The organism is Paenibacillus sp. sgz302115 (assembly GCF_056120445.1).
Genome location: NZ_JBVYOK010000001.1, coordinates 1056407 through 1078249, shown reverse-complemented (window position 1 = coordinate 1078249; position 21843 = coordinate 1056407). Strand labels below are relative to the sequence as shown.

19 protein-coding genes and 1 pseudogene are annotated in these 21843 nt (G+C 50.6%); all 20 read left to right on the top strand.

Annotated features, from left to right (window positions below; translation table 11 throughout):
- Nucleotides 1–19: 19 nt before the first annotated feature.
- The gene (locus AC0LWN_RS04860; RefSeq protein WP_474663440.1) at nt 20–1423 is read left to right on the top strand and encodes a flagellar assembly protein A; all 1404 of its coding nucleotides are present in this window, start codon (nt 20–22) and stop codon (nt 1421–1423) included.
- Nucleotides 1424–1513: 90 nt separating this feature from the next.
- Nucleotides 1514–1825, top strand: a complete 312-nt coding sequence (locus AC0LWN_RS04855; protein ID WP_474663439.1) for a hypothetical protein — start codon at nt 1514–1516, stop codon at nt 1823–1825.
- Between the two features lie 40 nt (nt 1826–1865).
- A complete protein-coding gene (locus AC0LWN_RS04850) occupies nt 1866–2423 on the top strand; it encodes a hypothetical protein (protein ID WP_474663438.1) in 558 nt (185 codons plus the stop codon).
- A complete protein-coding gene (locus tag AC0LWN_RS04845) occupies nt 2420–3067 on the top strand; it encodes a hypothetical protein (protein ID WP_474663437.1) in 648 nt (215 codons plus the stop codon). Before AC0LWN_RS04850 ends, AC0LWN_RS04845 begins: the two co-directional genes overlap by 4 nt.
- A gap of 201 nt (nt 3068–3268) precedes the next feature.
- Nucleotides 3269–3970 carry a 30S ribosomal protein S2 gene (gene rpsB, locus AC0LWN_RS04840; RefSeq protein ID WP_019910439.1) on the top strand — a complete coding sequence of 234 codons (702 nt, stop codon included), beginning with the start codon at nt 3269–3271 and terminating at the stop codon, nt 3968–3970.
- A 134-nt stretch (nt 3971–4104) separates the two neighbouring features.
- Nucleotides 4105–4755, top strand: a complete 651-nt coding sequence (tsf, locus tag AC0LWN_RS04835; protein WP_458962615.1) for a translation elongation factor Ts — start codon at nt 4105–4107, stop codon at nt 4753–4755.
- A gap of 105 nt (nt 4756–4860) precedes the next feature.
- The gene (pyrH, locus tag AC0LWN_RS04830; protein ID WP_025705355.1) at nt 4861–5589 is read left to right on the top strand and encodes a UMP kinase; all 729 of its coding nucleotides are present in this window, start codon (nt 4861–4863) and stop codon (nt 5587–5589) included.
- Entirely contained in the window at nt 5589–6143 is a 555-nt protein-coding gene (frr, locus tag AC0LWN_RS04825; RefSeq protein ID WP_019910443.1) for a ribosome recycling factor, read from the top strand. The genes pyrH and frr overlap by 1 nt, the downstream gene beginning before the upstream one ends.
- Nucleotides 6144–6221: 78 nt before the next feature.
- Complete coding sequence (gene uppS / locus AC0LWN_RS04820) at nt 6222–6989, top strand: undecaprenyl pyrophosphate synthase (protein ID WP_458962613.1); 768 nt, start codon at nt 6222–6224, stop codon at nt 6987–6989.
- Nucleotides 6990–7010: 21 nt separating this feature from the next.
- Entirely contained in the window at nt 7011–7814 is an 804-nt protein-coding gene (locus AC0LWN_RS04815) for a phosphatidate cytidylyltransferase (RefSeq protein WP_474663436.1), read from the top strand.
- A 21-nt stretch (nt 7815–7835) separates the two neighbouring features.
- Nucleotides 7836–8975, top strand: coding sequence for a 1-deoxy-D-xylulose-5-phosphate reductoisomerase (locus AC0LWN_RS04810; protein WP_474663435.1), 1140 nt, complete (start codon nt 7836–7838; stop codon nt 8973–8975).
- A gap of 145 nt (nt 8976–9120) precedes the next feature.
- The gene (gene rseP / locus AC0LWN_RS04805) at nt 9121–10395 is read left to right on the top strand and encodes an RIP metalloprotease RseP (protein ID WP_474663434.1); all 1275 of its coding nucleotides are present in this window, start codon (nt 9121–9123) and stop codon (nt 10393–10395) included.
- Between the two features lie 52 nt (nt 10396–10447).
- Nucleotides 10448–11896: a proline--tRNA ligase gene (gene proS / locus AC0LWN_RS04800; protein ID WP_474663433.1), complete on the top strand. Its 1449-nt coding sequence runs from the start codon at nt 10448–10450 to the stop codon at nt 11894–11896.
- A 182-nt stretch (nt 11897–12078) separates the two neighbouring features.
- On the top strand, nt 12079–16404 hold the full coding sequence (locus AC0LWN_RS04795) for a PolC-type DNA polymerase III (RefSeq protein WP_474663432.1): 4326 nt from the start codon (nt 12079–12081) through the stop codon (nt 16402–16404).
- Between the two features lie 176 nt (nt 16405–16580).
- Nucleotides 16581–17048, top strand: a complete 468-nt coding sequence (rimP, locus tag AC0LWN_RS04790; protein ID WP_019910451.1) for a ribosome maturation factor RimP — start codon at nt 16581–16583, stop codon at nt 17046–17048.
- A gap of 26 nt (nt 17049–17074) precedes the next feature.
- A complete protein-coding gene (gene nusA / locus AC0LWN_RS04785; protein ID WP_458962607.1) occupies nt 17075–18172 on the top strand; it encodes a transcription termination factor NusA in 1098 nt (365 codons plus the stop codon).
- Nucleotides 18173–18207: 35 nt separating this feature from the next.
- Nucleotides 18208–18516: an RNase P modulator RnpM gene (gene rnpM, locus AC0LWN_RS04780; protein WP_019910454.1), complete on the top strand. Its 309-nt coding sequence runs from the start codon at nt 18208–18210 to the stop codon at nt 18514–18516.
- Nucleotides 18509–18827 (top strand): annotated as a pseudogene (locus AC0LWN_RS04775) (YlxQ family RNA-binding protein); the annotation flags it as partial. The gene rnpM and the pseudogene AC0LWN_RS04775, both read left to right, overlap by 8 nt.
- The gene (gene infB / locus AC0LWN_RS04770) at nt 18825–21452 is read left to right on the top strand and encodes a translation initiation factor IF-2 (RefSeq protein ID WP_474663591.1); all 2628 of its coding nucleotides are present in this window, start codon (nt 18825–18827) and stop codon (nt 21450–21452) included. The pseudogene AC0LWN_RS04775 and the gene infB, both read left to right, overlap by 3 nt.
- Nucleotides 21453–21470: 18 nt before the next feature.
- Nucleotides 21471–21824, top strand: a complete 354-nt coding sequence (gene rbfA, locus AC0LWN_RS04765) for a 30S ribosome-binding factor RbfA (protein ID WP_458962606.1) — start codon at nt 21471–21473, stop codon at nt 21822–21824.
- Nucleotides 21825–21843: the final 19 nt, after the last annotated feature.

Below are 21843 nucleotides of genomic sequence, written 5' to 3'. Positions count from 1 at the left end.
TGACAAGGGGGAGCAGAAGTTGATTGGTCATTATGCTTTGAGCCAATATGTGAGCATCAGCTTTTCGGAGGATAAGGGGATTGCTTACCTCCAGTTTATTAAGAAGGATGAAAATTTCTCCTGTACAATTGAAGATTTGGAAAGCTTCCTGCACAGTCACGAGATTCGTTACGGTATTCAACAGGACATCGTTCAACGTATCAGCAGCAATCCGGAGGAGTATTTTTTCAGCAGAGTACCTATAGCCATAGGAGAACCCTCTGTGAACGGCATAGACGGCAGAGTAATGCTCACTGTTGATCTGGAAGAGGATCGTAAGCCCTTGGAAAAGGCGGATGGGAAAGTCGATTATAAGGATCTGGTTCGGCTTCATAACGTTCTAAAAGGGCAACTGATCGCCAAAATCATCCCGGCCGAGCCAGGGAAAAACGGCAAAATGGTTACTGGCGAGGAGCTTCCCTTCAAACCGGGGAGGGAGGCGCATTTCAAAGTCGGCAAAAATGTGCTTGTCGATCAAGAAGAAACATCCATGTATGCTGCGATTGACGGTCTCGTTACTTTAACCGACAAAGGCAAGATTAATGTATTCCCGGTATACGAAATCAATGGGGATGTCGATTACAGCACGGGCAATATTGATTTTGTTGGCACAGTGGTTATTCGCGGAAACGTACTGACCGGGTTTACCGTCAAGTCTGCCGGAGATATCCGTGTAGTTGGCGGCGTTGAAGGAGCGGAGCTGATATCCGGAGGTTCCATCGAGATTACCGGCGGAATCATCGGCTACAACAAAGGACTTGTAAGCGCAGGCAAAAATGTAAAGGTCTCCTTTATCCAGGATGGAAATGTAGTTGCCGGTGAGGATGTTATTGTGTCGCAAAGCGTAATGCACTCCAACATTCGTGCTGGCCGGGACGTTTTGTGCAATGGGGCCAAGGGTTTGATCGTGGGTGGAATTGTGCAGGCGGGTGAACGTGTGGTGGCGCGGACCATCGGCAATACGATGTCAACCGCAACGGCAATAGAGGTGGGCGTTGTTCCCGAGCTGAGAAATGAGATTAACGAGCTTCGTCAGGAGCTTCGCCATCTGCTGGAAAATGAGGACAAGACCAACAAAGCGTTATATCTGCTCAATCAGCTCGCGAACAATGGTCAGCTCTCACCCGACAAGGTGGCTCTTCGCGTCAAGCTGAATGCTACCAAGCAATCTCATATGCGTGAAGAAAAGAAGCTTAAAGAACGCGTGCTGGAAATTGAGAGAATGCTAGAGGATACCGGCAGAGCCAGAGTTGAGGTAATCAAGACAATTTACGGAGGCTCCAAAATCGTAATTGGCAGATACACCCGATTCGTTAAGGATCCGACCGAACGTGTTATATTTATTTATAGCGAAGGCGATATAACGATTACGCCTTACGTATAAAATGGCGGGCAGCGGCAGCGGCCGGCCATTCCTTGGCGTTAGGATAGCAAATCTCGGTTGTAAGTCCATTCCAGTTAGGAGAGGGTTATCATGAGTCTGAAGCCGGTTGAACTCCAGATTGCTCTGCCCCGGACAACGGAAGCAGGGAAAATTCAGAATGGTCTGCAGCATCGTCCTGCGCTGGATCAGCAGCAGTTGGCAGGACAAAATGTGAAACAAGCCGAGGCGCTGGCTCAACGGAGCAGCGAAGTGGATGAGTCCGCTGAATCCACGCTGCGGGACGATGGCGGCCGGGGGAAACATGCGGGAGGCCATGCTTCCTCACAGCAAGAACAGAAGCCGGAGACCAGCCATGATGCCGAGCATCCGTACAAGGGACACCGAATTGATCTTAGTCTTTAGAGCTTGTAAATGAATTGAACAGCAAAAGGAGATAAGACACTTGCAACCATGGGTATATATCGTGCTGGTAGGTGCTGTCGCTATCGTTTATGCCCTAAGACTGCCTTCGCGCACTAACGAAACAGCGGAGAAACAGAGCCTGAAGGAAACAGAGGCCGCACTTGAGCTGTATATGGCAGACATCGAGCGTGAAAATGATAAAATGCTGCAGCTTGTCAGCGGCATCAAACAACAATCCCAGAATAACAGGGAAGCACTGCAGGAAGAGATTGCCGCTTTGCGGGAGCAGGTGGCTGAGCTGCAAAAAAGCTCGGTGATGCTTGACGCCAGACTGACTGCAGAAGAAAAGAGTTTGCTTCAGCTATCGGCTGCTTACAGCAAAGATTCGGCCGCCGCAAAGACAGCGACTGCGGAAACGGCTGTGGAATTGCCTGAACCGAAGCCGAAACCAGTCAGTTCAATTAAGCTGCGCTATCCGCGTCTGTTCGAGCTTCATGAGCAAGGCAAGTCAATTGACTCTATTGCCAAGACGGCTGGGCTTCAGCGTGGTGAAGTGCAACTGATTCTGCAGCTTGCCAAGCAGGAGGAATCCGTATGATCAAGAATCGTTCCTTCATGTTTGGTCTTGGCGCCGGGCTGATTATCGGCGCTTTGCTGCTTCAACTGATGATCTCTGCGGGGGCCGCTCCAATGTCCAAAGAACAGCTGGTCAAGGAAGCGGCCAAGCTTAATTTGACAGTAGCCGATAAAGCGGCGGGGGACCAGGCTGAAGGGGGACAGAATGCTGAGCAGGGCAAGCAGGATGCCGCAAAGGATAATTCTGCGTCCGCTCTTCCTTCTGGCTCCGCTCAGCCTTCGGCATCGCCGAAAGCGTCTCCGGCAGCATCCCCTAAGGCAGCTTCGGAGCCAACTGCAGCTTCAACTCCTGCGGAGCCGGCAGCGCCGAGCTCTCCAGTCTCCTCTGCTACGGCCAAACCTCAAGTTAAGGCTTCACCAGTGAGCCCACCTTCTACACCTGAGCCTGTGGCTGCCGGAGCGGTATCTGTAAAGATTCCAAACGGAATTACACTCACCGAAACCGCAGACCTTTTGATCGAAGCTGGAGTTGTTAAGGACAAGGATAAGTTCCTGAAGACTGCCAAAGACCGTAAAGCCAACACCAGAATTCAGTACGGCAGCTACTCTTTTGCAAAAGGCGAGAGCATTAACTCTATCATTGATAAGCTGATCACCGTGAGATAAATATTGGTTCTGTGCAGGGAAATGAAAAAATTTACACGAAGCGTTGCATACGTTATTTTATTATGGTATATTAGTTGACGGTGTTAAAACACACGCCGGTTGATTTCTGCAAGTGGTGCTTTCTTCTGAAGAAAGTCTTGCAGAGAAATGACACTCGGCGGAGGAGACACACAATAAACCAAACCTAGGAGGTGTGTGAAGATGGCAGTAATCTCCATGAAACAGCTTCTCGAAGCTGGGGTACACTTCGGTCATCAGACTCGTCGTTGGAATCCAAAGATGGATCGTTATATCTTCACTGAAAGAAACGGAATTTACATTATTGACCTGCAAAAAACGGTTAAAAAGGTAGAGGAAGCTTACAACTTTGTAAAGAGTGTAGCTGCCGACAACGGAACAATCCTGTTCGTAGGAACTAAGAAACAAGCACAGGATTCCGTAAAAGAAGAAGCTGAACGTTCGGGTATGTTCTTCATTAACCAACGTTGGCTCGGAGGTACACTGACCAACTTCCAAACTATTCAGAAGCGTATTGACCGCCTGAAGAAATTGGAACTGTGGGAAGAAGACGGTACCTTTGCAGTACTGCCTAAGAAAGAAGTTATCCTTCTCCGCAAAGAGAAAGATCGTCTTGAAAAATTCCTGGGCGGTATCAAGAACATGAAAGGTCTGCCTAGCGCGCTGTTCATCATTGACCCGCGTAAAGAGCGTATCGCTGTTGCGGAAGCTCGCAAATTGGGTATTCCTATCGTAGCTATCGTTGATACCAACTGTGATCCAGATGAAATCGACTACGTAATCCCAGGCAATGACGACGCTATCCGCGCTGTGAAATTGCTGACTGGTAAAATGGCTGATGCTGTTGTGGAAGCTCACCAGGGCGAAGATACAACTACAGCCTAAGCAGTAGCCGGAACTTAACAAGAACTTAAATGAAAAGGGTGGTTGGCAGGTGGATAACCTCTCACTGCCCTTTTTTTAGGATAATGAACTTGAAGCCGTGCAACATAACGACAATTATCTGGAGGGAATAAACAATGGCAGTAGATGCAAAAGCAGTAAAAGAACTTCGTGAAAGAACAGGCGCAGGTATGCTGGATTGCAAAAAGGCGCTGGAAGAAGCTAATGGTGATATCACCAAAGCGGCTGAATTACTGCGTGAGAAAGGTCTTTCCGCTGCAGCCAACAAAGCAGGACGTATTGCCACTGAAGGCGTTGTTGAGTCTTACATCCACGCTGGCGGACGTATCGGCGTACTCGTTGAAATCAACTGCGAAACTGACTTCGTAGGCAAAACAGATGCCTTCAAAGAATTCGCACGTGATATTGCTATGCAGATCGCAGCAGCAAACCCGCTGTATGTTCGTCGTGAAGAAGTACCTGCAGAAGCAGTAGAAAAAGAAAAAGAAATCCTGAAAGCTCAAGCGCTGAACGAGGGCAAGCCTGAGAAAATCGTTGAAAAAATGGTAGAAGGCCGCATCAGCAAGTTCTATGAAGAACACTGCCTGCTTGAACAATCTTTCGTTAAAGACCAAGACAAGACGATCTCCCAATTGCTGAACGAAAAAATCAGCACAATCGGTGAAAACATCTCCATCCGTCGTTTTGTCCGTTACGAGCTGGGCGAAGGTCTGGAAAAGAAAGTCGACAACTTCGTAGAAGAAGTAATGGCACAAGTAAATCAATAATAGATAGCTGCTTATAGCATATAGAATTGAATAAAGGCAAGCATCAAAAGAACGGAACACATACACGTAGTGTTCCGTCTTTTGTAAGAAAGTGAGGGTATACAATTGGAACAGCCGGTATTTAAGAGAGTAGTCCTTAAGGTTAGCGGTGAATCACTTGCAGGACAAAACGGATATGGTATTGATGCCGATACGATTATTTCCATCGCGGAGCAGGTCAAGGAAGTTGTCGAGCTTGGAGTTCAGGTTGCTATTGTGTGTGGCGGAGGCAACATCTGGCGCGGAATTGCGGGCAGTGCTAGCGGTATCGACCGGGCAACAGCCGATTACATGGGGATGCTGGCAACAGTAATGAACTCCCTCGCTCTGCAGGATGCGCTTGAGCAAATTGATGTGCCGACACGGGTGCAAACTTCGATTTCCATGCAGCAGATTGCCGAGCCTTATATTCGCCGCCGTGCGATTCGGCACTTGGAGAAGGGCCGTGTAGTTATTTTTGCCGCAGGTACGGGTAATCCGTTCTTTTCGACCGATACGACAGCAGCGCTTAGAGCGGCCGAGATTGAGGCAGAGGTCATCCTGATGGCGAAAAATAAAGTGGATGGAGTATATTCCGCCGATCCTTTCAAAGACAGTACAGCCGAGAAATACGAGCAGCTTACCTACATGGAAGTGCTGAACAAAAACCTTGGCGTCATGGATTCCACCGCTTCCTCACTGTGCATGGATAACAATATACCGCTCATTGTGTTTGCCATTACAGAGCAAGGCAATATCAAACGTGTCGTTCTGGGTGAAAAAATCGGGACGATTGTTAAAGGGAGTGTAGATTAATGCCACAATCGGTCAAGAAAAATGCCGAAGAGCGTATGGAAAAAGCGATTCTATCGCTAAAACGCGACCTGGCAACATTGCGTGCAGGACGCGCTTCTGCGTCGCTGCTCGACCGCATCCAAGTTGAATACTACGGTGCGCCTACCCCTATTAATCAGTTGGCTAACATCAGCACACCGGATTCCCGGACATTGCTGATCCAGCCTTGGGATAAAACCTCGATGTCCGACATCGAACGGGCGATTATGAAATCCGATATTGGGATTACACCTGCCAATGACGGTTCCGTCATCCGCCTTTCTATCCCGCCGCTTACCGAAGAGCGCCGCAGCGAGCTCGTAAAATTCACCAAGAAATTTGGTGAAGAAGCTAAGGTGGCGATTCGCAACATCCGCCGTGATGCGAATGATGACATCAAAAAGATGGAGAAAAACGGCATCTCGGAAGATGAATCCCATGGGCACCAGGAGGACATTCAGAAGTCAACGGATAAGTTCATAGCTGAAGTTGATAAAGTGCTCTTGGCTAAAGAAAAAGAGATCATGGAAGTATAAAGAAATTCAAGAGACTTCAGGCCCCTCCGTTTATGGTGGGGTTTGTCTCTTTCTGATAAGAGCTTGGAGGAAACGGAAATGATCAAACGGATTCAAGCGTGGTTGAGCCGTAAAGACAGGCAGCAGCCAGTTGAGATTTCACCGGATAACATTCCCCGGCATGTGGCTGTAATTATGGATGGCAATGGCCGCTGGGCCAAACGCCGTGGCTTGCCGCGCATTGTTGGACACCAGAACGGGATGAAGGCGGTCAAACGCACTACAATTGCAGCAAATGATTTGGGAGTGGAGTTTTTGACCATGTACGCTTTCTCTACCGAGAACTGGAAACGGCCAAAGGACGAAGTGGATTTCTTGATGCGTCTGCCTGTGGAGTTCCTGGCTCTTGAGCTGGATGAGCTTATCGAAAAAAATGTACAAGTCCGCGTAATGGGGGATACCGATGCATTGCCTGCACATACCCGCAACGCGATGGAAGAAGCAGTTGCCCGGACGAAGCACAACACTGGACTTGTCTTAAATTTTGCACTCAATTATGGTTCGCGTAAAGAGATTGAGGATTGTATGCGTGACATGGGCCGGGATATTCAGGCTGGGTTGCTGTCTCCGGATGAGATTACTTCTGAGCTGATTAATAACAGGCTGTTGTCTGCCGGGCTGCCCGATCCGGATCTGCTGATCCGTACTAGCGGGGAGATGCGGCTCAGTAATTTTATGCTCTGGCAGATTGCGTACAGTGAGTTCTGGTTTACAGATGCTTACTGGCCGGAGTTTGACAAGTCGCATTTGCTGCAGGCTGTGGCGGAATATCAGCGCCGCACACGGCGTTATGGCGGACTGAAGTAGCCTGATGGGAGATGGGAGCCTTTGAAGCAGCGATTGATCACCGGGATAGTTGCCGGAGCGGTATTTTTGGGTTTATGTCTTTGGGGTGGCTGGCCGTATCAGATGCTGCTTACCGCCATGGCCCTTATCGGCTATTATGAATTTGTGAAAATGATGGGGATACAACCCTTTAGCGGTACTGCCATAATTGGTTATCTATCTGTATTATGTTTTATGATACCTTGGGAATTACTTGGCGTCTCCCAGGTTCTGTCATGGGAACAAGGAATTTGGCTGCTGCTGCTGTTGTTCCTCTTAGTTACAGTATTTAGTAAGAATAAGCTGGATATTAAAATCACTGCTCTTATGTTCACTGGAATTGTATACATAGGAATGGGGTTTTCCTATATGGCGATTGCCCGCGCAGCAGGCGATGGGCATGGCTTGGTCTGGACCTTCCTTCTGCTGTGCTGTATCTGGGGGAGTGATGCCGGCGCTTATTTTGTAGGCAGAAGCATCGGCAAGAATAAGCTGTGGCCGGCGATTAGCCCCAACAAAACAGTGGAGGGAGCCCTTGGCGGGGTGCTCATCTCCATTGTCATTGCGATTGTGTTTGCCTTGTTTGTTCCAGATCTGCTGACCCTTTGGCGTGCGCTGCTAATTGGACTTTCCTGTGCGGTTCTCGGTCAGCTTGGAGATCTTGTGCAGTCAGCCTATAAACGGGTGTACGGTATTAAGGATTCAGGCTCGCTGCTGCCCGGTCATGGAGGTATTCTTGACCGCTGCGATAGCTGGATTATCGTATTTCCTTTCGTACATATCGTAATGCTTATGCCTTACTATTAACGACAGGAAGAAGGTTCAACTGTGAAGAAAATTAGTATTCTCGGCTCTACCGGTTCAATTGGCACGCAGACGCTGGACGTGATTGCCATGCACCCGGAAGCCTTTGAAGTGGAGGGCTTGGCGGCGGGAAGCAATACCGCTCTGCTGCTGGAGCAGGTTCAGCGCTTCAAGCCGCGCCGCGTTTCTGTATCCACGAAGGCGCTTGCCGAGGAGATTAAATCGAGTCTGCCGGCAGGGGTTGAGCTCTTTAGCGGCAGTGAAGGATTGGTTGAAATCGCTGCTGGCGGAGACGCTCATACGGTTGTAACGGCGGTTGTGGGCAGCGTTGGCCTGCAGTCTACACTGGCGGCTATTGAAGCGGGCCGGCATATCGGCTTGGCCAACAAAGAAACGCTGGTTACAGCCGGTCATTTGGTGACTGAGCTTGCGGGACGCAAAGGAGTCGGGTTGCTGCCTGTCGACAGCGAGCACTCCGCTATTTTTCAGTGCCTGAACGGTGAGAACCGTGGGGATATTGCCAGCATCACACTTACCGCCTCTGGCGGCTCTTTCCGGGATTACACCCGTGATCAGCTGCAGAATGTTACAGTAGAGGATGCGCTTCGCCACCCGAACTGGAGCATGGGGGCCAAAATCACAATTGATTCGGCAACCATGGTCAATAAAGGGCTAGAGGTCATTGAAGCCCATTGGCTGTTTGGCTTGCCTTATGAACAGATTCATGTGCTGCTCCATCCGGAGAGCATAATTCACTCGTATGTGGAGTTCCGGGACAGCAGTATTATAGCCCAGCTGGGCACCCCTGATATGCGCGTTCCTATCCAATATGCGCTTACCTACCCGGAACGGTGGGCATCACCGGCCAAACGCTTGTCTTTGGCTGAAGCCGGGCGGCTAACCTTCCGTGAGATGGACTATGTGCGCTTTCCGGCCCTGAGGCTGGCGATCGAATGCGGCAAGGCTGGGGGAACGAGTACCACCGCTTTTAATGCTGCCAACGAAGTTGCAGTGGCGCGTTTCCTGCGTCATGAAATTCCGTTCCTGCGGATTGAAGAGATTATTGAGGATGTGCTCCAGCGCCATGAGCTGGTTGCTTATCCGAATCTGGAGCAAATAGAGCAGTGTGACCGTTTGACTCGTGAGCTTGCGGCCAAGCTTTGATCCATGGATATAGTGATTTGACTGGAATATTTGCTCTACCCTGGAAAATAGGCTGGGACTGTTGATTCTCTTGTGCCTGATCGGAGAATAATGATAAATTAAGAGGACATACTTCGGTCTTACACCTAAAGGGGGAATGTTACGCATGGAAATGGTAAGAGTCGTCTTTTTGACGGTGTTCATGTTCTTTGTTCTGGTGACAGTGCATGAATGGGGACATTATTATTTTGCCAAGCGCGCCGGTATTCTTGTACGGGAATTTGCTATCGGTTTCGGTCCGAAACTGTTTTCTTATAAACGCGGGGAAACCCAGTTCACGCTTCGTCTGCTGCCCTTTGGCGGATATGCGCGTATGGCTGGTGAAGATCCCGAGATTATTGAGATAGGTTCCGGACAGACCATCGCCGTGAGGCTGGGACAGGATAACAAGGTTAAGAATATTTATCTGGATTCGCTCGATACCCGCAGAAATGTGATTCGTGGCGAAGCGCAATATACTGACCTTGAGGATGAACTGAAGATCCGGCTTGATGTGGACGGAGAAGTAACGGTGTACGATGTCCACCCGCAAGCCATGATGATCAAAGGCACCCAGCAGACGCAGATTGCGCCTAAGGACCGCCAATTTGGCAGTAAAACTGTTGGACAACGCGCAATAGCGATTTTTGCGGGACCGGTGATGAATTTCCTGCTGGCCTTTGTGCTGTTCGCCCTTCATTTGCAAATGGCCGGAATCCCTATTAAGAATCCTACTTATGTGAAGATCGGTGATGTCAGTGCAAACATGCCGGCACAGGAAGCTGGGCTCAAGAAGGGTGACATCGTTGTTTCGGTGAACGGGGAGGCCATTGGCGGCGATTATCAGAAGATGATCTCGCTAACTTCGGCTTCCAAAGGCAAGGAGATGAAATGGACGCTGCAGCGCGGCGAAGAGACATATAGTGTCACCATGATTCCCCGCACCATGGAAGGCGAAGAAGGTGGTAAAGTGGGTATCACTCCAGAGCTGCCTACGCGTAAAGCAGGTTTTGGCGAGACGATCACGAAATCAGGAGTAGCTATGGTGGATACAACCAAGGCGATATTCCAGGGCTTTAAGAAATTGATCAATAATTTTAACATGAATGATATTTCCGGACCTGTGGGCACGGCGAAAATGACCGGCCAGATTGCGCAGCAGGGCATTCAGTATTTGACCTATTGGGCGGCAATTCTCAGCCTGTACCTGGGCATCTTTAATCTGCTGCCGATACCCGCTCTTGATGGAAGCCGGCTGGTGTTCCTCGGTATTGAAGCGCTGCGCGGCAAGCCGGTTGATCCGAGCCACGAAGGGATGGTTCATTTTGTCGGCTTCGCGATGCTGTTCCTGGTCATGATTGCTGTTACCTATAACGATATTTTGCGTCTGATCAGCGGTTGATTGTATTGGTTTAACATTTTGTGGGGTTATTTATTAGGAGGAGTTTCATTACATGGCCAAAGATAAGCAGTTCGTTACAGAGATCACGCCGCAGGGCGAGGATTTCTCACGCTGGTATATTGATGTAATCAAGAAAGCGGATTTGATGGACTACTCTCCGGTCCGGGGCTGTATCGTTTTCAAGCCGGACGGCTTTGAAATCTGGGAGCATATTCAGGAGGAAATGAACCGCCGTTTCAAGGAAACCGGACACCGGAACGCATATTTTCCAATGTTCATTCCAGAGAGCTTTTTCCAGAAGGAAAAGGATCATATTGAAGGCTTCAATCCCGAGCTGCCTTGGGTAACGGAAGCGGGCGGCGATAAACTGGAAGAACGTCTGGCGATTCGTCCGACCTCGGAAACGATGATTGGGCATATGTACTCCAAATGGATTCAATCCTACCGTGACCTGCCGGTCCTGATCAATCAGTGGGCCAACGTGGTCCGCTGGGAGAAACGCACGCTGCCGTTCATCCGTACCAGTGAGTTCCTCTGGCAGGAGGGCCACACCGCCCATGAGAACGAGGCGGAAGCACGTGAAGAAACGATGCAGATGCTGGAAATCTACCGTGATTTTGTTGAAGGTTATCTGGCAATTCCGGTAATCACCGGACAGAAGACTCCTTCGGAGCGTTTTGCCGGTGCGGTAGACACGTATTCGATTGAGGCGATGATGAAGGATGGACGCGCAGTACAAGCGGGAACCTCGCATTACCTGGGCACCAAATTTGCGGTTGCTTTTGAAATCCAGTATTTGAGCCGCGACAACGTGCTTGAGTATGTGCACACCACTTCGTGGGGGACAAGCACACGCCTGATCGGTTCGATGATTATGGTTCATGGCGATGACCGCGGACTTGCATTGCCGCCAAAGGTTGCACCAACTCAAGTCATTATGATCCCGATAGGCCCTCCAAAAACACGCGATGCAGTCATCGCACGGACGGATGAGCTGTTCAAAGAACTCAAAAGTGCAGGCGTTCGAGTGCGTGTGGACGACCGTGCGGACGTAACACCGGGCTGGAAGTTCAACGAATATGAAATGCGCGGTGTTCCTGTCCGCCTGGAGCTTGGACCGCGCGATATGGAGAACGGCGTCTGTGTGCTCGTGTCCCGTATCAGCGGAGAGAAAAAAGTCATTCAACAGGCGAACCTGGTGGAAGAAGTACAGGCCATGCTGGAGCAAGTGCACAATGAAATGTTCGAGCGCGCGCTGAAATTCCGTGAGGATCACTTCTATTCGGTTGACACTTTGGATGAGATGAAGGCCTCGATGGAGGAGAAACGCGGCTTTGCGCTGGCAGGCTGGTGCGGCTCCGAGGAATGTGAGTCGAAGGTGAAGGAAGAAACCGGCGCAACCAGCCGCAACATTCCGTTTAACCCGGCGGAGACCAAGCAGGTCTGCATCTGCTGCGGCAAGCCGGCCGAGCATACGGTTGTTTTTGCCAAAGCCTACTAATTTGCTTCAGATTTGTAACGGATGCTGTCCCTTTATGGACGCTGTAGCCGTTTCTGCTTGTTATTAAGATTCTGGTACTTAAATCTAGCTTCTGGTGAGAGGAGTCGGCGGGCCGAAAGAACCCAATGCTTTTTAAGCCGGAAGCTTTTTACAATCTTGTTTATTAGTTAGGTGGGGGAAGCATGGAACAGAACGTCGAGAGAAGAAAGCGGTTCGAGCTCTTGATGAAGCAGGGAGAGATACCTCCCGCGATCATTGATCCCTACTTTTTGGATGGACATATTGAACGGGTGGAGATCAGCCGCGGGAATCATGACTGGCATATTGTTATTGCCAAAGAAAGTTTGGTGCCGGCCCAGACGTACCGGACCTTTGTGCTAAGAATGCGTGAGAAGCTGCAGCATATTGCCAAAGTCAGCTTCTTGTTCCTATATGACGAGAAAATCAGCCGGGCGGAGCTTGTTCAGGAATATTGGGGACTTTTTCTGGAGTGGGTGCAGCGGGAGATTCCTTCCGTTAACGGCTGGCTGACACGCTCCAGCCAAGAGCTGCAGGACAGTACGCTGGTGCTGAGCCTGAGTGATTCCATGTCGCTTGAATTGGCCCGCAAAAAAGGGATCGAAGGCGCTATCGTTAAATTTTACGATAAGTTCTTTGGTCTTTCCTTGAAGGTCAAGCTGCAAATTGCTGAAGATGAGAGCAAAGCAGATGTCATGGAGGAATTCCAGCAGAAGCTGCAGCAGGAGCAGCGTGAGCTGGTAGAAATGATGATGATGGCAAGTGAGCCGGAAGAGCCTGAAGATATAGGGGACCCGAACGAGGTTATTAAGCTCCAGGTAGGCTATGAAATCAAGGAGCAGGCTGTGCCGATCATTGAGATTCAGGATGAAGAGAAGAAGATTACGATTCAGGGAACTATTTTTGCCCTTGAGAGCAAGGAGCTGCGCAACGGCAATACGCTGTTCACCTTCTGTCTCACCGACTTTACCGATTCCTTGCAGATGAAGATGTTCGCGAAGACCAAAGAGGATCTGAAGATCATGGGGCAGCTTGCCAACGGCAAGTGGGTTAGAGCACGGGGCAAGGTGGAATATGACCGCTTTATGCAAATTCCTGAGCTGGTGATGATTCCATCGGATTTATCCGAGGTTCAGGCGCCGCCTGCCCGCAAGGATACCGCTCCGGTTAAAAGAGTGGAGTTCCATCTGCACACGACGATGAGTACGATGGATGCGGTGACACCGATTGATGCTTATGTCAAAACAGCCGCAAAATGGGGGCATCCGGCGATAGCCGTCAGCGATCACGGTGTAGTGCAGAGCTTTCCTGATGCGAACCACGCCGCCCATAAGCACAAAATCAAAATGCTCTATGGTGTTGAAGCCAACGTGGTCAATGACTCGGTAAATATAGTGGAGAATCCGCAGCCTTTGGAGCTGAAAAAAGCTACCTATGTGGTATTCGATATCGAAACCACCGGTCTATCGATTACGCGCAACAACATTACCGAGCTTGCGGCGATCAAGATGTGCGAAGGCAAGGAGCTGGACCGTTATACGACGTTTGTGAATCCGCATGAGAAGATTCCTTACCACATCCAGCAGCTAACCAATATTACCGATGAGATGGTTAAGGATGCGCCTGACCTCGCGCCTGTGCTGGAGGAATTCGTAGAGTTCGTCGGGGAGAGCATCCTGGTTGCGCACAATGCCAGATTCGATATGGGCTTTATTCAGGCTTCGCTGGCGAAGCTGGGCAAGCCTATTCTGCCTAACCCTTCGCTGGATACCCTGGAGCTGGCGCGTCTGCTGTTCCCGACCATGAAGAATCACCGGCTGAATACACTTGCGGATAAATATAAAGTGCTGCTGGAGAGCCATCACCGTGCGGTGGATGATACCATTGCGCTGGGCGGCATCCTGAATGGCCTGCTGGCCGATGCGGAGAAGCTAAAGGGGATTACCATGCTGGACCGGCTGAATGATTATGTCGGCAATGATCTCTCCAACACCCGTCCGTTTCACTGCGGTATTTACGCACTTAATCCAGCGGGCAAAAAGAATCTGTACAAGCTGATCTCCATGTCGCACACCGAATATTACAAGCGGGTACCTTGCATTCCGAAGTCCAAGCTCGAAGAGCACAGGGACGGTCTGCTGATCATTTCCGGTTGTGAGCGCGGCGAGTTTTTTGAGACGGTACTGAACAAGACTGTGGAAGAAGCGATGGAAGTCGCACAATTTTATGATGTTCTTGAGATTCAGCCGTTGACGATGTATATGCATTTGGTGGAAAAAGGGTTTGTGGCCACTCCTGAGGACTTGAGAGGAGTTGTGCGCAAAATATGCGAAATCGGCGAACAGTTGAACAAGCCGGTTATCGCCACAGGCAATGTGCATTATCTTGAACCGAGGGACAAGCTGTTCCGCGATATTACGATTCATGGAATTACCGGCTTCAGCCCGCTGAAGGACCAGCAGAAGCCGGATGCCCATTTCCGCACTACGGACGAAATGCTGGCTGAATTTGAATTTCTTGGCGCGGAAAAAGCGATGGAGGTTGTTGTCACCAACACGGTGGCGCTGGCTGAACGGTTCGAGGATTATCCGCTGTTCCCAAGCGATCTGTTCACACCGATCATTGATGGGGCCGACGAAGAAATCCGCAGTACTTGTTATAATACGGCAAAATCTATTTATGGCGAAGAGCTGCCTGAGGTAGTCGTCGCCCGTTTGGAAAAAGAGCTGGCTCCGATCATCAAATACGGCTTCTCTGCCAACTATCTGATTTCCGAACGGCTGGTTAAAAAATCGAATAAGGACGGCTACCTGGTAGGCTCACGTGGTTCCGTAGGCTCCTCAGTCGTTGCAACCTTCCTTGGCATCTCCGAGGTTAACCCGCTCCCGGCCCATTACATTTGTGTCAATCCGGAATGCAAGCACAGCGAATGGTTCCTCGACGGCAGTGTGCCGAGCGGCTTCGACCTTCCGGACAAGGTATGTCCGAACTGCGGCGGCAAGCTTAAAGGAGAAGGCCAGGATATTCCGTTTGAAACATTCCTTGGCTTCAAAGGCGATAAGGTTCCCGATATCGACCTTAACTTTTCCGGTGAATACCAGCCAAATGCCCATAACTTTACGAAGACGATGTTCGGTCCAGACAACGTATTCCGCGCCGGAACTATCGGTACGGTTGCGGAAAAGACGGCCTTTGGCTTCGCGAAGAAATATGAGGAGCATCATCAGAAGCGCTGGCGCGGAGCCGAGGTCGGGCGTCTGGCCGCAGGCTGCACAGGGGTCAAGCGGAGCACGGGCCAGCATCCCGGCGGTATCGTTGTTTTACCGGATTATATGGAGATTGAGGATATCACACCTGTGCAATACCCTGCCGATGATGTAACTGCAGAATGGAAAACAACCCACTTTGATTATCACGCCTTCGATGCCAATCTGCTGAAGCTCGATATTCTGGGGCACGATGATCCGACAATGATGCGTATGCTTCAGGATTTGACCGGAGTTGACCCGACGACCATTCCAATGAATGATCCCAAGGTCATGAGCATGTTCAACTCTACGGAGGCGCTGGGGGTCACTCCTGAGCAGATCCGCACGCCGGTGGCAACCTATGGGGTACCGGAAATGGGGACCAAATTTGTCCGCCAGATGCTTGTGGAGTCGAAGCCGTCCAGCTTTGCCGACTTGCTGCAGATTTCGGGACTGTCTCACGGCACCGGGGTTTGGCTCGGCAATGCCCAGGAGCTGATTAAGAATAACACCTGTAACATCAAGACGGTTATCGGCTGCCGTGATGATATCATGCTCTTCCTGATTTACAAGGCGGGAATGGATGCGGGCCTGGCCTTCAAAATTACCGAGAGCGTGCGTAAGGGCAAGGGCTTGTCTGACGAATGGATCGAGGAAATGAAGAAATGCAAGGTTCCGCAATGGTATATTGATTCCTGTCTGAAGATCCAGTACATGTTCCCGAAGGCGCATGCGGCCGCTTATGTTATTTCTGCAGTGCGCACCGCCTACTTCAAGCTGTATCATCCGATTGAATATTATGCGACATATTTCTCGGTCAGAGCGGCGGATTTTGACATTGAGTTATGCTGCAAAGGCTACGAGGCTATAGGCCGGCAAATTGTAGACATTGAGCAGAAGGGCTTCCAGGCACTGCCGAAGGAGAAAGCGATGCTCCCGGTGCTTGAGATGGCTTTGGAGATGACTGCGCGCGGTTTTACCTTCAAAAATATTGACTTGTACCGTTCGGATGCTACCAAATTTACAGTGGATGGCACCAGCCTGATTCCTCCGTTCTCCTCACTTGCGGGAATCGGCGAGAATGCCGCCATTAATATTGCCGCAGCCAAGGATGCCGGAGAGTTCCTGTCCATTGAGGATTTCCAGCAGAAATCGAAGGCGAGCAAGACAGTCATTGAACTGCTGACCGGCATGGGCTGCTTCCGCGGACTTCCGGAGAGCAACCAGCTTTCCCTCTTTTAACAGCCTTTCATCGCCTGCCGGATAGGGTAGTCAAGGGCTAGCACTTGTCAGTGCACACGCACTATGTTATAATTTTTTTGGTAATAATGAGATAAGTCCGTTGTGTAAAGAGTGGGGAAACCCACTCTTTATCTTTGGTATATAGCAAAAGACAAGTTCGTGGAGGTTATTTTCTTTTGAGCACACCCAAATCCAAAATCAAACAAACGGTAGAGCAGATGCTCGGTCCCTATCTTGAGGACAATGGTTTCGAACTGGTGGACGTTGAATACGTGAAGGAAGGCTCCAACTGGTTTTTGCGGATATTCGTAGACAAAGAAGGCGGCATTGATATTGATGACTGCGGTGCCATCAGCGAATATTTCAGCCAAAAGCTGGATGAGAATGATCCTATACCTGAAGCTTATTTTCTTGAGGTTTCTTCGCCGGGCGCTGAACGTCCGCTCAAAAAAGCTGCGGATGTTGCCAAAGCGGTAGGCAAGGACGTATATGTGACGGTCTATGAGCCGATTCAAGGACTCAAAGAATTCGAAGGCCGTTTGCTCTCGTTCGAGAACGAGGAACTGCTCATCTCCGCGGGCAAAAAAGAACATGTTGTGCCTTATGCCAAAGTCGCCAGCGCGAGATTGGCCATTATTTTTTAACGTCTTGAAAGGGGGACCGGAATTTCATGAGTATGGATTTTATCGAAGCTATGAATGAACTGGAAAGGGAGAAAGGCATCAGCAAGGATGTGCTGTTTGAAGCCATCGAAGCTGCGCTGATCTCCAGCTATAAACGCAACTTCAATGCGGCGCAGAACGTGCGTGTGGACATGAACCGCAACACAGGCGTAATCAAGGTGTTTGCCCGCAAGCTGATTGTCGAGGAGGTTCTGGATACCCGGACTGAAATCTCGCTGCCGGCTGCACGGGAGATTAACCCTCATTTCCAGCTTGAGGATATCGCTGAGCTTGAAGTGACGCCGCGTGATTTCGGCCGCATTGCCGCCCAGACGGCCAAGCAGGTCGTAACCCAGCGCATCCGGGAAGCGGAACGCGGACTTATCTATAACGCCTTTATCGACAAGGAAGAAGACATTGTTACCGGCCTGGTACAGCGTCAGGATATGCGCAACATTTATGTTGATCTTGGCAAAATCGAGGCGGTTCTGCCCCTGAGCGAGCTTATGCCTGGCGAGAAGTTCAAGCAAAGCGAGCGCATCAAGGCTTATATCACGAAGGTTGAGAATACGACTAAAGGACCGCAGATCATGTTGTCCCGCAGCCATCCCGGCCTCTTGAAACGGCTGTTCGAGCTGGAGGTTCCGGAAATTTTTGACGGCGTGGTTGAGATTCGTTCTGTAGCCCGTGAAGCCGGCTTCCGGTCCAAGATTGCCGTGTACTCGCGTAATGAAGAAGTAGATCCGGTCGGCTCCTGCGTAGGCCCAAGAGGCACCCGTGTTCAGACGATCGTTACCGAACTGCGCGGGGAGAAGATTGATATCGTCCGTTATTCCGAGTCAGTACAGGAATATGTGGCGAATGCGCTCAGCCCGTCCAAGGTGCTTGAGGTTCAAGTCTTTGAAGCGGAGAAAATGGCGCGGGTTATCGTTCCTGATTATCAATTGTCGCTCGCGATCGGCATCAAGGGGCAGAACGCCCGTCTTGCCGCCAAGCTGACCGGCTGGAAAATTGATATCAAGAGCGAAAGCCAGGCGGAGCAGGAATACGGCAGACCAAGAACCTCCAGTGATGAAATGCATCAGGATTCCGTCTCCATTGACTAATTTACCTGCTCTATTCGAGAGGGGAGGCGATTAACATGAAACAGCGCAAGGTGCCGCTGCGCAAATGCGTTGCCAGCCAGGAGATGATGCCCAAAAAAGAGCTGATTCGCGTGGTGAGAACGCCTGAGGGCGAAGTGCTGATTGACCTGACAGGCAAAAAGTCGGGCCGGGGCGCTTATATTTGCGGCAAGCTGGAATGTTTTAAGCTGGCACAAAAGAATAAAGCACTTGACCGTGCATTGAAATGTCAGGTGAGTCCTGAAATCTATGCCCAGCTTGCCAGGGATTTCGCATCCGTGGAGGAGCAGTTTTTGGCAGCAAAGGATAGTGAGGACAATGAGTAAGGCACTTTCTTATTTAGGGCTTGCCATGAGAGCGGGCAAGATTGTCACCGGCGACGAGGCTGTACTGAAAGTGGTGCGGTCTTCGGAGGCGAAGCTGGTCGTCCTGGCGGGTGACGCTTCAGCTAATACTCAAAAAAAGTTCCGCGACAAGTGCGGAACCTACGATATTCCACTAGTAATCGCATTTCACCGGGATGAACTCGGTGCAAGTATTGGTAAAGACCAGCGCGTGGTGCTGGCCGTTACGGATAAAGGATTCGCGGAAATGATCTCCAGAGGGCTTGGAGATACTGTCGGAGGTGGAGTTATTGACTAAAGAAGACAATAAGGATAAACTGCGCGTCTATGAATACGCGAAATCGCTCAATATGAGCAGTAAAGAAATCATCACCATTCTGAAGCGTTTGAACGTCCCTGTGAATAATCATATGAGTGTGATGGAGAATGACTCCGTGACCAAAGTAGAGCAGTTTTTCAAGGATATCAAATCAAACGCTGCAGCCAAGCGGGACAGCGGCACCAGCAGCCGTCCGGCACCAGCCGGAACGGCAACCGCCGAGCCCCACAGTGCGCAGAATGCCAACAAAAATCAACCGGAAAAGCAGGTAGGTATGAACAGTAACCAAAACAACAACCAATCGTTGACGTCCCCAAGGCCCCAGAGCGGACAAGATTCCCGCAGAACAACTTCAGGCTCCACACAAAATTCACGTCCGCAGAGCAGCACCGGCGGCAATCGTTCACAAAGCAGCTCCACTGGCAGCCGTCCTCAGGGCAGCTCCAGCGGCGGCAACCGCCCGCAAGGCAGTAACGGCGGCGGCAACCGCTCGCAAGGACAAGGCAGCGGCGCTGGCGGCAACCGCCCTCAGGGCGGCTCTGGCAGCAATCGTCCGCAAGGACAGGGCGGCGGCGCTTCGCGCTCCAGCGACCGTCCACAAGGACAAGGCGCAGCACGTACTGCTGATAGCCGTCCGCAAAGTCAAGGCGGCGGAGACTATTCACGCGGCGGCGACAGAGGTCCTAAGAAGAATGCAACCGGCGGCAGACCGAACAACAACGGCAATCAAAAGCGTTTTGAAGACGGCGGAAAAGGCGGCAACAGCAACTTCCGCGGCCGTGGCGGCAACAAGAACAACCGTGGCAGAAACAATCAGCCGGTGGAACGCCGTGAAAAGATTGACAACACTCCAAAAAAGATTATTGTCCGCGGCAACATGACTGTCGGAGAAACTGCCAAACTGCTTCATAAGGACGCTTCGGAGGTTATTAAGAAGCTGATCCTAATGGGCGTAATGGCGACAATCAACCAGGAGCTTGACATTGATACGATTTTGCTTCTATCCGGTGAATTCGGAGTGGAAGTAGAAGTGAAGATTCCTGTGGACGAGGACAGCTTCGAAACCGTGGAAGAGAACGACTCCGAAGAGGATTTGCAGACGCGTCCTCCGGTCGTAACCATCATGGGTCACGTTGACCATGGTAAGACGACGCTGCTTGATGCTATCCGTTCAACGAATGTAACCGGCGGCGAAGCCGGCGGGATCACGCAGCATATCGGTGCTTATCAGGTTGAAATCAACCACAAAAAAATCACGTTCCTGGATACACCGGGCCACGAAGCGTTTACCGCAATGCGTGCCCGTGGCGCACAGGTTACAGATATGACGATTATCGTTGTAGCTGCCGATGACGGTGTAATGCCGCAGACAGTGGAAGCAATCAGCCATGCTAAGGCGGCAGGTCTTCCAATCATCGTTGCTGTCAACAAAATCGACAAGCCGGGCGCAGACCCTGACAGAGTGAAGCAGGAGCTTACCAACTATGAGCTGGTGCCGGAAGAGTGGGGCGGCGACACTATCTTCGTTAACCTGTCCGCCAAACAGCGCATCAACCTTGAAGAATTGCTTGAAATGATCCTGCTCGTTGCCGAAGTGAACGAGTACAAAGCGAACCCGGACAAACGGGCACGCGGTACCGTCATCGAAGCAGAGCTTGACAAGAACCGTGGACCGGTAGCCCGCGTTCTCGTACAGAACGGTACGCTTAAGGTCGGAGACGCTTTTGTCGCAGGTAACTGCTTCGGACGTGTACGCGCCATGGTCAATGACAAAGGACGCAAGATCAAGGAAGCAGGCCCTTCCACTCCAGTGGAAATTACCGGTCTGACGGAAGTGCCGCAGGCTGGCGATCCGTTTATGGCGTTCGAAGATGAACGTAAAGCCCGTGCGATTGCGGACAGACGTTCAACATCACAGCGCCAATCCGAGCTGAACACGAATACCCGTGTAACTCTGGATGACCTGTTCAAGCATATCAAGGAAGGCGAAATCAAAGACCTGAACGTAATCATCAAAGGTGACGTGCAGGGTTCGGTAGAGGCGCTCAAGGGCTCCTTGGCCAAAATCGAAGTCGAAGGCGTGCGCGTGAAGATCATTCACAGCGGTGCCGGCGCGATTACGGAATCCGATATTACTTTGGCCGCTGCTTCGAATGCTATCGTTATCGGCTTCAACGTACGTCCGGATGCCCAGACTAAAGCGGCTGCCGAGCAGGAGAAAGTGGATGTTCGTCTGCACAACATTATCTACAACGTAATTGAAGAAATTGAAAGTGCCATGAAAGGGATGCTTGATCCCATCTACAAAGAGAACGTTATCGGCCATGCCGAAGTGCGCAATATCTTCAAAATCAGCAAAGTGGGCAACATTGCAGGCTGTATGGTTACAGACGGCAAAATTACCCGCAATGCCGAGATGCGCCTGATCCGCAGCGGTATCGTTGTCTTCGAAGGCAAGATTGACACCTTGAAACGTTTCAAAGATGATGCCAAAGAAGTGTCGCAGGGTTATGAATGTGGCATAACTTTGGAACGCTATAATGACGTCCAAGAGGGCGACATTATCGAAGCGTTCATTATGGAAACGGTAGAGCGCTAAGCGAAGAGGTGAATATAGATGTCTAAAATCAGAGCCGGACGGGTTGGCGAGCAGATCAAAAAAGAACTGAGCCAGCTCATCCAAAGTGGACTCAAGGACCCGCGTGTCGGGTTTGTAACAGTAACCGGCGTAGATGTGACAAACGATTTGTCGCAGGCCAAAGTATACCTGAGCGTATTCGGGGATGAGGAGCAGGTTACAGGTTCTCTCAAAGCGATTGAGAAAGCGAACGGCTTTCTCCGCACAGAGCTTGGCAAAGCGATCCGCTTGCGCCATACCCCTGAGCTGATCTTTAAGATTGACGAATCCGTTGCATACGGAAGTCATATCGAGAAGCTGCTTGGTGAAATTGGCAAACACGAAGAAAGCTAGGAAACATAAAGGAGACGGC

Excerpts from the sequence above, each read along its gene's own strand:
- tsf (WP_458962615.1), top strand. The coding sequence starts at position 4,105 with ATGGCAGTAGATGCAAAAGCAGTAAAAGAACTTCGTGAAAGAACAGGC.
- AC0LWN_RS04845 (WP_474663437.1), top strand. The coding sequence starts at position 2,420 with ATGATCAAGAATCGTTCCTTCATGTTTGGTCTTGGCGCCGGGCTGATT.
- nusA (WP_458962607.1), top strand. The coding sequence starts at position 17,075 with ATGAGTATGGATTTTATCGAAGCTATGAATGAACTGGAAAGGGAGAAA.
- proS (WP_474663433.1), top strand. The coding sequence starts at position 10,448 with ATGGCCAAAGATAAGCAGTTCGTTACAGAGATCACGCCGCAGGGCGAG.
- rnpM (WP_019910454.1), top strand. The coding sequence starts at position 18,208 with ATGAAACAGCGCAAGGTGCCGCTGCGCAAATGCGTTGCCAGCCAGGAG.
- rbfA (WP_458962606.1), top strand. The coding sequence starts at position 21,471 with ATGTCTAAAATCAGAGCCGGACGGGTTGGCGAGCAGATCAAAAAAGAA.
- AC0LWN_RS04795 (WP_474663432.1), top strand. The coding sequence starts at position 12,079 with ATGGAACAGAACGTCGAGAGAAGAAAGCGGTTCGAGCTCTTGATGAAG.
- frr (WP_019910443.1), top strand. The coding sequence starts at position 5,589 with ATGCCACAATCGGTCAAGAAAAATGCCGAAGAGCGTATGGAAAAAGCG.
- uppS (WP_458962613.1), top strand. The coding sequence starts at position 6,222 with ATGATCAAACGGATTCAAGCGTGGTTGAGCCGTAAAGACAGGCAGCAG.
- rseP (WP_474663434.1), top strand. The coding sequence starts at position 9,121 with ATGGAAATGGTAAGAGTCGTCTTTTTGACGGTGTTCATGTTCTTTGTT.
- rpsB (WP_019910439.1), top strand. The coding sequence starts at position 3,269 with ATGGCAGTAATCTCCATGAAACAGCTTCTCGAAGCTGGGGTACACTTC.
- AC0LWN_RS04855 (WP_474663439.1), top strand. The coding sequence starts at position 1,514 with ATGAGTCTGAAGCCGGTTGAACTCCAGATTGCTCTGCCCCGGACAACG.